This window comes from Runella salmonicolor (assembly GCF_024158025.1).
Lineage (GTDB): Bacteria > Bacteroidota > Bacteroidia > Cytophagales > Spirosomataceae > Runella > Runella salmonicolor.
The window spans coordinates 476,703-489,542 of record NZ_JAMZEL010000002.1; the positions used below are offsets into that span (position 1 = coordinate 476,703).

Genomic DNA, 12,840 nt, shown 5'->3' on the forward strand with positions numbered 1-12,840 from the left:
TAATACCTTTTTGATATTATTCGTAACCAATCCCTAATGCACACAGGCACCGCTCTTGATTTATTCCAATCGTATCGACAGGAAATCAATTCCTACGACGAAACCATCGGCCCCGATGGTCGCGTTAAGCCCCACTGGCAAACGCTATTTGCGTCGCTCGAACGACTGGGAATCAAAGAGCTAGAAGTGCGTAATCAGGAGATTATCAATAGATTACGGGAAAACGGTGTTACGTACAATATTTATGACAGCTCGGATGGCCTGAACCGCCCTTGGCAACTCGACCCCATTCCTTTTCTCATTGAGCAAAAGGAATGGGATCATATTTCAAGAGGCCTCAAACAAAGAGCATTGGTGCTCGACTTGATGCTGAAAGACATCTATGGCCCCCAAAAACTGGTCAAAGATGATATTTTACCTCCCGAATTGGTGTTTGACAATACGGGTTTTTGTAGACCTTGTTTTGACATCAAAATCCCTTCCCAAAATCAATTGATTTTGTACGCCGCCGACATGGCGCGGGGCCCCGATGGCCGGATGTGGCTCGTCGATAACCGTACTCAAGTTCCTTCAGGGGCAGGTTATACGCTCGAAAACCGCCGCATCATGAGCAAATTGCTGCCCGAATTGACCGAAGGAATGTTTGTGAATCGGCTTTCTCCTTTTTTCAATCATTTTAGTCAAACCGTTGCAGGATTTGCCAATCGGGGCAAAGAAAATCCTAACATTGTTTACCTTACACCCGGCTCCAACAACGAAACCTATTTTGAGCACGCTTATTTGGCCTCTTATTTAGGCTATACGCTGGCCCAAGGCGACGATTTATTGGTCCGCAACGGCTACGTTTGGTTAAAATCCATCGACGGTTTGGAACGCGTGGATGTCATCGTGCGCCGCGTTGACGATGATTGGTGTGACCCCCTCGAACTGCGGGAAGATTCGCGCCTGGGTGTACCCGGGCTGTTGCACGTCATTCGCTCGGGTAATGTTACGGTGCTGAACCCGCCTGGCGCAAGCGTGCTCGAAAACAGTGCCTTTCTGGCCTTTATGAACATTACGTGCCGCTATTTTTTGGGGGAAGAGCTCATCATGCCGTCGATTGCAACTTGGTGGTGCGGCCAACCCAAAGAGCGCAATTTCGTGTTGGCCAACCTTCACCGTTTAATCATCAAAAAAGCCAATCGAAAGCAAAAATTTCGGTCCATGTACGGGCGTCTGTTGACCAACGAACAGCTCAGCGACCTCCGGAACGCCATTCTCCAAAACCCGCACGAATATGTGGCGCAGGAAGAAGTGAGCCTTTCAACCACTCCGTCGCTGATTGATGGGAAAATCGAGCCTCGCTTGGCTTCGCTCCGGGCTTTTTTGGTCTCCGATGGCAATGACTATCAGGTGATGCAGGGCGGCTTGACCCGCAGTTCGGCCGAAAAAGACAGGTATATCATTTCAAATCAGTACGGCGGAATTTCCAAAGACACTTGGATTGTTTCGGACACGATGCCCGAGGTCAAGACCAAAATTATTGTTCCTAAATCCCTGCCCGTTATTCACCATACTTCGCTGCCGAGCCGTACCGCCGAAAACCTGTTTTGGGTGGGCCGCTACAGCGAACGCACCATGGCGCTGACCAAATTTTTGACCATCGTCATCAACGCACTCAACGAAAACGTGGCTTTCAGGGGTTCATACAAATCAGAGTACATCGACATTTTGTTGCAATCCATCACACACCTGACCTTTACCTATCCAGGCTTTACGGACGAAAAGAATGAAGAAATTCGCGAGAATCCGTACGTAGAAATCATTGAATTGATACGGAACGCCCAAAAATCAGGCTCGGTGGCCTCGCATTTAGGCTCATTTCTGATGGCGGTCATTAGCGTCAGCGACAAATGGAACAACGACACCCGCCGGATTATTAACCTGATTGAAAACAGTCAAAAAAAGGTCGTCAACGCCGACATTCAAAACCCCAACGGTTTTCAAAAAGTGTTGGACAAACTGCACATTCGCCTGTTTACTTTCTACGGCATCATTTCTGAATCCATGCCGCGCGACAACGGCTACTATCTGTTGGAAGCGGGCAAACTCGTAGAGCGGGTACTATCTCGCATCAGTATTATTCGCTCTTTTTTTAGCTTCAAAAATGACGAAAACATTGAGAGTGAACTTATTGAAGCCTTGTTGACCAATCAACACCTGCTGGTTCATTACCGTCAGATTTACAAAACCAGCTTTAATTTAGAAGCTACCCTCGACATGGTTTTATTGGACAATAAGCTCCCTTATTCGCTGGTGTATCAACTAGATATGTTGTCGAACTGTCTAAGTCAACTTCCTAAAAATGCCCAATCAGACCGTTTAAATCAAGCCGAAAAAGCCGTTTTGGAGGCGTCAGCTAAAATCAAACTGGCCGATATTTCCAAACTAAGCGCCTGTCAGCCCAGCACCTTGTTTCGGGAAAACTTAGATGGTCTGTTATCGGAGGTGACCGATTTGATTTCGTCAGTTACCCTTAGCTTGACCCATTTGTATTTCATGCATACCGTCATTCAAAATGTTTTGTTGGAGGGGACGGATAACAACGACATTCATGAAGTATAAGCTAACGCATCGAACGCACTATAAATATGTGGTACCAGTAAACACCTACCACAGCTTGGTTTGTTTGAAACCGCAAACCATGAAGGGACAACTTTGTCATTCTTTTTCGCTCCACATCACGCCCCACCCCGTTGAAGTGGTACCGAGAACCGATTTTTTTGGCAATACATTGCATTATTTTTCCATTGATGTTTCGCACAAAGAATTGGAAGTCATAGCCGAAAGTGCCGTGGAAAGTTTCCCCAAAACCATTTTGTCGGAAAGCCTCTCCATGACCTGTCAGGAAGCCCGTCACTACGTTTGGAATACCCATTTATTGAAAGCGGAACTGTTGCAGTATATGTTGCCGAGTCCGTTTATTACGTGGGACGATGAAATCAAGGATTTTGCCCGCGATTGTTTTGCCGATACCCTTCCTTTATACGACTGCGTGCGGAGGTTGTGCCATAAAATATTTACTGAATTTGCTTTTGTTTCCGACTTCACGAGCGTTAATACACCCCTCAAAACCGTCTTGAAAGAGCGCAAAGGCGTATGTCAAGATTTTTCTCATCTGGCCATTGCTTGCCTGCGAAGTTTGGGGTTTCCAGCCCGTTACGTAAGCGGCTATATTGAGACCTTACCCCCACCCGGCAAGAAAAAATTGCAAGGTTCGGATGCTTCCCACGCGTGGCTGTCGGTTTATATTCCTAACATGGGTTGGTGCGAATTTGACCCCACCAACGACATGATTCCGCAAGAAAGGCACATTATCACGGCCTACGGACGGGATTACGGCGACATAGCCCCGCTGAAGGGCATCATTTTCAGTTCTGGCAAGCATACCTTATCCGTCGCGGTCAATTTAGTCCCGCTCGAACTTGGATAGACGTTTTGTAGTCATGGATTGTCACGCATTAGTCATGAGTTGCCATTAATTGGTCATGAGTTTGTGTTTGTCATTGGTTGTCTTGAAATAGTCATAACCGCTGTATAATATGATTTCCAGACTACATAATGACAATTCGTAAAAACACTTCGTTTTTTGGTATCTATCAAAAAAGCTATCTTTGACGCTCAAACCCATTATGCATTGATTTATGCGTGAATTTTTGGAGAAACTGAACGTGATTTGGCAAAAACTCATTGCTCCTGTAAAACGGGCATTCGGTCTGTTGCTGTCGTTATTTTACAATTTATTGGGTAAAATAGTGGGCAAGGAACGGCTACAAAACTGGACTCATACCTTACAGGCGTATCGTACCTCGTTAAAAAGAAGTTTTTATTCTCGTGTTGATGTTAACTCCCCCTACTACCGGCCCGTCATCCTGACTTGGAAAGCATTTGTGTACGGGACCGCCGCGTTTGCTTTTTACATCTTTTGTGTCGAAACCAACTTTTTATGGTTGTGTGGCAGTATGCCCAGCGTCGAAGATTTACAAAACCCCAAGGTGGCCCAAGCCTCCGAAATTTATTCTTCTGACGGGCAATTGATTGGGAAATTTTATACCGAAAATCGTACTCCCATTGACTACGATAGCCTTTCTCCAAACCTTGTAAAAGCCCTCATTGCGACCGAAGACGCCCGTTTCTATGAGCACTCAGGCATTGACTCACGGGCATTGATGGGAGTAGCCGTCGGTATTTTAAAAGGCGGTGAGCGCGGCGGCGGAAGTACCATTACACAACAATTGGCGAAGAAACTGTTCAAAACCCGTAAACGCTCCGCAAGGGGATTGCTTGGTTATATTCCGCTCGTGCGAACGGTTGTTTATAAAACCAAAGAATGGCTCACGGCGATTCGGCTGGAACGGAACTTTTCGAAAGAAGAAATTCTGACGATGTACTTCAATACCGTTGACTATTCCAACAATACCTACGGCATCAAAACGGCTGCTCGGTATTATTTCAACAAATCACCTTACGAACTTAACATACAAGAGGCTGCGGTATTGGTGGGTCTCCAGAAAGCCACCAACACCTACAACCCGACAAAAAACTACGATAAGTCACTCGTACGTCGTAATACAGTGTTGTCTCAAATGGTGAAATACAACTATTTGAAACAAAGCCAAGCCGATTCTCTCAGTAAACTTCCCATCGAACTTCGCCTGACACCCGAGCGCTTCAACGAAGAAGACGATGAATACGCCATTTATCAGTATTTCAACGGAAGTGTGGAAGATTTTATCCAAAAATGGGGCGAAGAAAACGATTATGACCCTTACACTGATGGCCTAAAAATTCGGACAACGATTGATTCTCGGATGCAACGACACGCCGTAGCAGCCGTAGCTGAGCGGATGCGGATGCTGCAGCAAAGCTTTGAAAATCATTGGTTGAATCAAAATCCGTGGCGCGACGAGCAGGGCAACGAAATCCCGAATTTTTTGAACGACGTGGCCAAACGCACCGACCGTTACAAGTTATTATCAAAGCAATTTGCAAAACTGGATTCAGCCGCCCGGCAGGATTCCGTTTGGTATTATATGAACAAAAGAGACACCATGACCATTTACGACTGGAAAACGGGTCGTGAGAAAAAAGTCATGATGAGCTCGATAGATTCACTCAATTATTACAAGCGCATTCTGCGCGCGGGTATGATGGCCATGGACCCTTACACGGGGCAAATAAAAGCTTGGGTGGGTGGTTTGAACTATAAATTCTTCAAATACGACGCCGTTCAGCAAGGAAAACGCCAGCCCGGCTCTACCTTTAAGCCCTTTGTTTATTGCGCCGCTATCGACAGCTCAGCGTTTAACATGAGCCCATGCGATAAAATGGTCGATGAGCCGTTTCAGATTGAAGTTCGGGAAAAAGTTCGCGGACGCGATACAACCCGAATCTGGCGACCCAAAAACTCCACGGGTGGTTTTACTTATCAAGAACTAACCCTCCGACGGGCTTTAGCGCGCTCTATCAATTCGGTTACGGCACATCTAACAAACAAAATTGGCGCGCAATCGGTGGTGAATTACGCCCATAAACTTGGCATCACGACCACGCTGAAAGCCGTTCCGTCCATCGGATTGGGGCCGTTTGATGTGTCGTTGTTTGATATGGTGGCGGCTTACGCGGTATTCCCCAACGGCGGCCGTCATACCGACCCCGTAGTGGTGGCGCGGATCGAAGATGCCAACGGGAGCGTGATTGAGGAATTTGCCCCGCAAAGCAAACAGGTCATCAGCGAAGAATCCGCGTTTTTGATGGTTCACATGCTCAAAGGGGGTATCGAAGAACCCGGAGGGACTTCGCAAAACATCTGGACGTTTGGCAGTTTGTTTAAAAATGGTTTTGAGATTGGCGGAAAAACGGGCACCACTTCCAACAACTCCGACGGCTGGTTCATGGGTGTCACCAAAGACCTCGTGGTAGGCGGCTGGGTGGGCGGCGACGACCGCAGTATCCACTTCAGAAGTACGAATCTGGGCGAGGGAGCCAAAACAGCCTTGCCTTTGGTGGGGCGTTTTCTGGAAAAAGTGTACGATGATGCCAGCATTGGTTATAAACGCGGGCCTTTTCCCAAACCCACAATCACCATCATCAAGCCCTATAAAGGTTGCGCACCTTCGTCGCCAATCGAGCAAGTACCTGACTCAACCAACGCCATTAAAGACTCTCTCTTTATGCTACCTCCGTCGATTGACCCCGACATTGAGATTCCGGATGTGCCAGTGGATACGATAAATTCGTAGGAGTATTCTAAGGTCTTTTCGGTTCAGTTTTTACGAATTTATCCCCTATTCAAATATCGTTTTTTAAAAGTCAACGGGTTTTCACCCGTTACTTTTTTGAACGTGCGGTTAAAATACGACAGACTTTCAAAGCCGCACTCAAAGCAGCTTTCGGTCACGTTTTTGTCCATCAACAACAGCTTCTTGGCTTGGTTGACGCGGTAATGGTTGAGAAATTCGGTAAAGGTCAGCCGCGTCATTTTCTTAAAATAACGACAAAAAGCGGCATTGCTCAGATGGCTCAGTTCGGCCACTTCGTCGATTTCGATTTTGCGCTGGTAGTTTTCATCCATAAACCGATACAGGCGTTTGAGGCGCTCTTGGTCTTTTTTAGTGTACTGATTTTCAACGGGTTTGGTATGAAGCAATTCAATATCCGTTGCAGAGGCCAAGAGTTGAAAAATGCTTAACACTTCCAAAAACTGTTCAAAATGAGGTAGATAGTAGATTTTTTTTAGGCGTTCGCTTATTTTTCTAGTCGTTTCTTTTCCAAATCCTATTCCCAATTGGGCTTTCTCAAAAAGTTGGAATACGCTTGCCAACTCAGGTATAGCGCCAAATGATTCCCCCAAAAAATCGGGCCGAAGGTGAATCACTATTTTTTCGTATTCTTCCTTCACACCATAATCAAAATTCAAATGGGGAATATTGGACCCAATAAATACCAAATCACTGCCTTGGTAGCGAGAAATGTGCTCTCCAACGTGCCGATTTCCGTTTACGCCTTCGATATAGACCAGCTCAAATTCGGGGTGGAAGTGCCAAAAAAAGAAGTCATTCATCCTCGGGTTAAGCATGACCTTAAACGAACTGTCGGAGGCTATATTTAATTCTTCAAATTGTATTTTCATCTTTCGTTGAGTTTTTTTTCTCTGTGTCCCTCTTTCCCTCCATGGTTATTATTTTAAACCACGGAGAAACTGAGATTCACAGAGGTTACTTTTCTCTGTGTCTCTCTTTCTCTCTGTGGTTGTTATTTTTTTAACCACGGAGAAACGGAGATTCACAGAGGTTAGACAATCCACCTCACAATTCAGTCTTTGAGCCTCACCACATTAAAGTTAATCAGTAATCCCACCTTGCATTTAGCCAACTTCATATACGTCATGAGTTGCGCTTTGTGAACATCATTGATCGCCTCAACGGCTTTGAGTTCAACAATTACTTTGCGCTCAACAAACAAATCAAGTCTGTATCCACAATCCAGATGAACTCCTTTAAATAGCAGCGGCATTGCCTTTTGACGCTCCGTGTAAATTTGATTTTGGTTTAGCACATAAAACAGACACTCTTCATACGCCGACTCCAACAATCCCGGTCCAAACTCTCGGTGCACTTCAATAGCACACCCAATAATTTTTTAGGTAATTTCATTTTCAATCATAGGGTATCTTATTTTCTCCGTGTCCCTCCTTCCCTCTGTGGTTATCAATTTTTAAACCACGGAGAAACGGAGATTCACGGAGGTAAATTAGTTTATATTTACAAATTAGCCATAAATTTATAATTAATAAATCAATATTGTTCAAATTATAGCAATAATCGGGGTAGAAATCGGCCATCGAAAGCCACTATCTTTGTATCATTATTTCAATTCAAAATAAGACATAACATGGAAGCGCAAACTATGGCCCCCACAATGGCCACCCCCAACCAAAACCATAAAGACATTCCCGGCAACCCCTCAACGGCTACCAGCAGTCATATCAAGCTGAGCGACCGTTCCAACGGCCAACCCCTTCGGGTATTGAGCGAAGAAGATTGGGCATTTTGGATTCACAATGGCTATATTGTCATTAAAAATGCCGTTCCGAAAGAACAAGCCGAGCGCACTGCGCAGTTCTTGTGGGAATTTGAAGAAAAAGACCCTAATGACCCCGAAACATGGTACGCCCCTCCCCGTGCAGAAATGAAAATGAAAGAATTGACGGGAACAGGAATGGTGGAAGTATATAACAACCAACACCTCTGGAATAACCGCCAGATGCAGCGGGTTTATGATGCATTTGTGGATATTTGGGGCACCGAAAAACTGTGGGTAACCATCGACCGCGCCAATCTGAACTTCCCGATTCGGCCTGGGTTTGAATACAAAGGTTTTATTCATTGGGACTATGACCCCGAAACCAAACCCCAAAATGTGCAGGGGGTATTGGCTTTGGCAGACCAAACCGACGAAAACATGGGCGGATTCCAATGCATTCCTGAGCTTTTCCGGACGTATGATACCTGGAAATTGACCCAACCCGAAGACCGTAACCACTTCAAACCCGACATTACGGGACTAGAACAATACTTAGTCAAAGTCAAACTGGAAGCAGGCGATTTGTTGATTTTCAACAGCTCGCAACCCCACGGCATTCGGCCAAATTTATCGGGTAACAAAGTGCGCATTGCGCAGTACATCTCCATGATGCCCGCCGAGGAAGATAATGAGTCGATGCGACAGTGGCGGATTAATTCGTGGAAAAACCGTATTTCTCCCGAAGGATACGCCTTTCCCGGCGACCCGCGCAACTGGGAGCAAACCAAGTACGGCGTCGCTGAATTGAATGAACTAGGCAAGAAACTGCTTGGACTAGAAAACTGGTAAGCGATAAAGCAAGAACCGTTCTCAGCTTTATATATGCTGAAAACGGTTCTTGCTATCATTACATTTATTTAGCTTTAAGCTGCTTCGTCGTCGCCCCAAATTGCCCCTTAGGGGTCATCCCTTCTACCCGAAGATTGAGTTGTGTTTGAGCATCCGACGTAAAAAATGTCACCTTTGCTTTTCCTTCTTTATCGGTCTGTACCATCGGTGCCCAAAATACTGTTGGACGAAAATCGGGCCTTACGTGCTCAGGAGCCGCTTTATCATAGCGCGGTGCGTAGAATTCACGAACTGGACTGTAGCCCAGCAGTTTGGTTACTAGCGTACCGGGCACGGGCTCTTTGTCTTTGGACCAATCATAATTTTCACTGCCTCTTTTGGTCAAAATTGCAATAACACCGCCTCCGCCTCGACTTCCATAAATGGCCGCCGACGCTCCTTTCAGAATATCAACAGCTTCTACATCCACGGGTGAAATATTCATAATGGAGGCTTTATCGACGGGCATTCCATCGAGTACAAACAGCGGTTCTACCACGCCGCTGAAGTTGGCCGAGCCTCGAATCTGCACCGTACGATTAAACCCGCTACCCGTCACGGTTACGCCCGCTACACGCCCCTGAATAACGTCAAAGATGGTCATTGCCCCCGATGAATTAATTTGGTCAAATTTGATGGTGGCATCGGGTGTGCCGTAAATAGCACGGCGGCTGTCTTTTTTTATTTGGTCGCTTTTTCGGGCTCTGACTACCACTTCCTGCAAAATTTTCTCGCGGCTTTCCCGGATTTTGCGCTCTATTTGTAAATATTCATCTGCTCGCTTCAAATACTCGGCCAACTCATTGGCATCAAACTGAATACTGTTAAAAGGCACTTTAGTGACGGTCACGGTAGCTGGTTGGAAAGCATCCAGCAAGATATTAAAATTACGATTTCCGCGTTCCGACACGGCTTGAATCAAGAGATTTGTGGTGTCGCGAACGTCCAAATTTAGGGCGGCAAATTCGCCCGTTTCTGCCGTTTCGCCCATAAAAACCGCACGGGTGCTGTCCTTCCCATTGGATTGCAACATATAAGTCAACTTTACTTTTCCTGGCTGTTTTTTGTTGCTGCGTACTACCTTTCCCATTAATGAAATCCCTTCTTCCACAAAATATTTATTGGCCACAAGCGAATCTTCCAAGGCATTTTTCCAAGCAAATCTCCGCCATCCCTGCGTCATCATCAACACTTCTAGGTCACGCACGTTATTGGGATTTTTTGTATCAAAATAATAAGAAGGCTGCTCAACCGCGCCCTTTAAGTCGGATGTCAGCAAGGTATACGAACGAATATTTACGCCATACATCTCTTTTTCAAGCACTTGCCCCGCATCGGTCACGGCTAAGGAAAAACTCCCGCTGACGGGATTGCCCGCCGCGTCTTTTGCCGTCAGTTCCAACTCTACCTTTTCACGGCTTTTATAAACCGCTTTGTCAGCCTTCAATTCTAGCGACAAAGGCTGATTTTTGTTGACAAAAACCAGGCGTTCACAAACGGGCAAACCTTTTTCGTCAAAAACCGTCAATTGTGTAATTCCCTCGGGAAGATTGGCCCTTGGAATACTGAAAAGTGACATCTTTTTGGCCATCGACGTTTTGGCGGCGTACATTATTTCTCCCCTCGTTTGGGCTATCAGTGCGAGTTCGCTCGTTGCCGAAACAACCTTGTTGTGTTTAAGAATCACCCTTACATTTTCTTTGTTGGAAACATTGTCCACCATCATCACGATTCCTTCTTTTTGCGGTTCAGGAAAAGCGTAACTCACATATTTACCGTCTGGCTTTCGCACCTCAATACGGTATTTCTCTCCCGGCTCGGGCGTGATGGTAAAATACCCCATGCCAAATTTGAGGGTTGAAAATCCCACCAGCGTATCATTGGCCTGATTGAGCACCGCCCCCGTAATGTCGGCCCCTTTCCCCAAAATATTGGTTGCTTTAAAAGCCACTCTTCCCTCAATTCCCAGCACCAATTGACCGCCTTCGGGCATAAACTGCACGTCGATGTCGTCGGCGTTGGAAGGATAAACAGTCGGTGATGCCTCCGCCCGAAAAATGGGCAAGTCACGGTGAAAAAAGAAATCTTCCGCAAAATTACGCATCCAGTTTGTATAGGCCCTGACCATATAGTCGCCCGCTTTGAGGGAATCTTTGAGGGCTAAATCGCCTTCACCCAATCCGCCAATCATTTCAATTTTCTTCAACAAAACCACTTTCCCAGTCGATTTATCGACCAAGTCCACGTACAAAACTTGACTGACCGAGTCGGCAGTGTGACTGCCGCTGTTAATTAAGTAGGCCTTAAACCAAATTGTTTCACCGGCCGAATAATACGGTCGATCCAAGTGCAGATAGGCTTTTTCCTGAGGAGAATTTCGTTGGTAAGCTTCAAATTTTGACACAATTTTGTCTAACCAATTATCGTCGAAACGAAAGGCGCTCAACGCAATGCAAGACGCCGCAAAAAGTGTAAATAGGCTGTTACGGAACATCGGTATTTTAACGGTTTAGTTTATCAAATGGCAGTTAATAATGTATCAGCTGTAGCGCAAATGACTACGCTTTTTCTTCCCAAATTTGACAAAGATTCACAATCACTTCGACGGCCTTTTGCATATCTTGCACCGAAACCCATTCCAATTTTGAGTGAAATGCGTGTTCGCCCGCAAAGATATTTGGACACGGCAACCCCATGAATGAAAGCCGCGACCCGTCGGTCCCCCCACGAATACTCCGACGCTTGGCAGTAAGACCGCTGCGCCGAATCGCTTCCAGCGCATAGTCGCTCACCTGTGGGTGTTGGTCCAGCACCTCCTTCATGTTTCGGTATTGCTCTATCACCTCAAAATGGGCGGTAGAATGGGGATAATTTGCTAAAACCTTGTCCAAAATACCCTTCAAATACGTTTCTTTTTCGTGCAATCCTGACACTGTAAAATCACGAATGATAAATCCGAGGGTTACTTTTTCCAAAATTCCTTCGATATGGGTCGGGTGAATAAACCCCTCCATGTCTTCGGTCGTTTCGGGCGACAAAGTGTCTTTTGGCAAAGCGGCCAGCACATCTGCCGCAATTTTAAGCGCATTTTCGAGTTTTCCTTTCGCAAAACCAGGGTGCGTACTTACACCTGAAATCGTAATTTTGACGGCATCCGCGCTAAAAGTTTCGTCTTCCAACGTACCAACACTCTCACCATCAATAGTATACCCAAAATCCGCCCCCAGTTTTTCTAAATCTACCTTGGCAGTACCACGCCCGATTTCCTCATCGGGGGTAAAAAGGATTTTGACGGTTCCGTGTTTGATGTCAGGATTATTAATCAAAAAATAAACTGCATCCATAATTTCCGCCACGCCCGCCTTGTTGTCGGCTCCGAGCAGCGTCGTACCGCTGGCGGTTACAATGTCATTGCCAATTTGGGCGGTTAAATCAGGATGTTCTGATTGACGTAGCACCTGCGATGAATCATCGGGAAGTACAATGTCAGTGCCGTCCCACTTAGTATGCACGATTGGCTTTACCCCCGCCCCCGAGCAATCGGGTGAGGTATCAACGTGCGAACAAAAACAAATTACTGGCACGTTGTATTTGGTCGTGTTGGCGGGGAGCGTGGCGTACACATAGCCATGCTCATCGAGGTGCGCGTCTAAAATCCCCATTTCAAAAAGTTCCGTGACCAACAATCGGCTCAAATCCTTTTGTTTTTCGGTTGAAGGCTGCGCGGTAGAATGAGGGTCGGATTGCGTATCAATTTGAACGTATCGCAGAAAGCGATCAAGCACAGTAGAGGGAGTTGATGACATGAGTTGGTGGGCTGAGTGAATAAAAAAACCGAATAGCAAGATGCTAAACGGTTTTCAATTTACCAAACCTTTAAATATTGAC

Annotated in this window: 8 protein-coding genes; 4 read left to right on the forward strand and 4 right to left on the reverse strand. The window is 46.0% G+C overall.

Annotated features, from left to right (window positions below; translation table 11 throughout):
- Nucleotides 1–36: 36 nt before the first annotated feature.
- From NCI00_RS07905 to NCI00_RS07915, 3 genes are all read left to right on the forward strand, one after another.
- A complete protein-coding gene (locus NCI00_RS07905) occupies nt 37–2,604 on the forward strand; it encodes a circularly permuted type 2 ATP-grasp protein (RefSeq protein WP_253526556.1) in 2,568 nt (855 codons plus the stop codon).
- Nucleotides 2,594–3,472 carry a transglutaminase family protein gene (locus tag NCI00_RS07910; protein WP_253526558.1) on the forward strand — a complete coding sequence of 293 codons (879 nt, stop codon included), beginning with the start codon at nt 2,594–2,596 and terminating at the stop codon, nt 3,470–3,472. The genes NCI00_RS07905 and NCI00_RS07910 overlap by 11 nt, the downstream gene beginning before the upstream one ends.
- A gap of 211 nt (nt 3,473–3,683) precedes the next feature.
- Nucleotides 3,684–6,281 carry a penicillin-binding protein 1A gene (locus NCI00_RS07915; RefSeq protein WP_253526560.1) on the forward strand — a complete coding sequence of 866 codons (2,598 nt, stop codon included), beginning with the start codon at nt 3,684–3,686 and terminating at the stop codon, nt 6,279–6,281.
- Nucleotides 6,282–6,319: 38 nt separating this feature from the next.
- On the opposite strand, the gene NCI00_RS07920 is transcribed toward NCI00_RS07915, so the two are convergent.
- Together NCI00_RS07920 and NCI00_RS07925 are read right to left on the reverse strand one after the other, a co-directional pair.
- A complete protein-coding gene (locus tag NCI00_RS07920) occupies nt 6,320–7,171 on the reverse strand; it encodes a helix-turn-helix domain-containing protein (RefSeq protein ID WP_253526562.1) in 852 nt (283 codons plus the stop codon).
- Between the two features lie 182 nt (nt 7,172–7,353).
- A complete protein-coding gene (locus NCI00_RS07925; RefSeq protein WP_253526862.1) occupies nt 7,354–7,677 on the reverse strand; it encodes a GxxExxY protein in 324 nt (107 codons plus the stop codon).
- Between the two features lie 255 nt (nt 7,678–7,932).
- Here NCI00_RS07925 and NCI00_RS07930 point away from each other — a divergent pair, with 255 nt between their 5' ends.
- Nucleotides 7,933–8,913, forward strand: a complete 981-nt coding sequence (locus NCI00_RS07930) for a phytanoyl-CoA dioxygenase family protein (RefSeq protein ID WP_253526564.1) — start codon at nt 7,933–7,935, stop codon at nt 8,911–8,913.
- Nucleotides 8,914–8,977: 64 nt separating this feature from the next.
- Here NCI00_RS07930 and NCI00_RS07935 read toward each other — a convergent pair whose 3' ends face one another.
- Complete coding sequence (locus NCI00_RS07935; RefSeq protein ID WP_253526566.1) at nt 8,978–11,446, reverse strand: TonB-dependent receptor; 2,469 nt, start codon at nt 11,444–11,446, stop codon at nt 8,978–8,980.
- Nucleotides 11,447–11,510: 64 nt separating this feature from the next.
- Nucleotides 11,511–12,758, reverse strand: a complete 1,248-nt coding sequence (pepT, locus tag NCI00_RS07940; RefSeq protein ID WP_253526567.1) for a peptidase T — start codon at nt 12,756–12,758, stop codon at nt 11,511–11,513.
- Between the last annotated feature and the right edge of the window lie 82 nt (nt 12,759–12,840).

Bases quoted from the DNA above. Each gene is read 5' to 3' on its own strand.
- NCI00_RS07905 (WP_253526556.1), top strand. From the start codon at position 37: ATGCACACAGGCACCGCTCTTGATTTATTCCAATCGTATCGACAGGAA.
- NCI00_RS07910 (WP_253526558.1), top strand. From the start codon at position 2,594: ATGAAGTATAAGCTAACGCATCGAACGCACTATAAATATGTGGTACCA.
- NCI00_RS07915 (WP_253526560.1), top strand. From the start codon at position 3,684: ATGCGTGAATTTTTGGAGAAACTGAACGTGATTTGGCAAAAACTCATT.
- NCI00_RS07920 (WP_253526562.1), bottom strand. From the start codon at position 7,171: ATGAAAATACAATTTGAAGAATTAAATATAGCCTCCGACAGTTCGTTT.
- NCI00_RS07930 (WP_253526564.1), top strand. From the start codon at position 7,933: ATGGAAGCGCAAACTATGGCCCCCACAATGGCCACCCCCAACCAAAAC.
- NCI00_RS07935 (WP_253526566.1), bottom strand. From the start codon at position 11,446: ATGTTCCGTAACAGCCTATTTACACTTTTTGCGGCGTCTTGCATTGCG.
- pepT (WP_253526567.1), bottom strand. From the start codon at position 12,758: ATGTCATCAACTCCCTCTACTGTGCTTGATCGCTTTCTGCGATACGTT.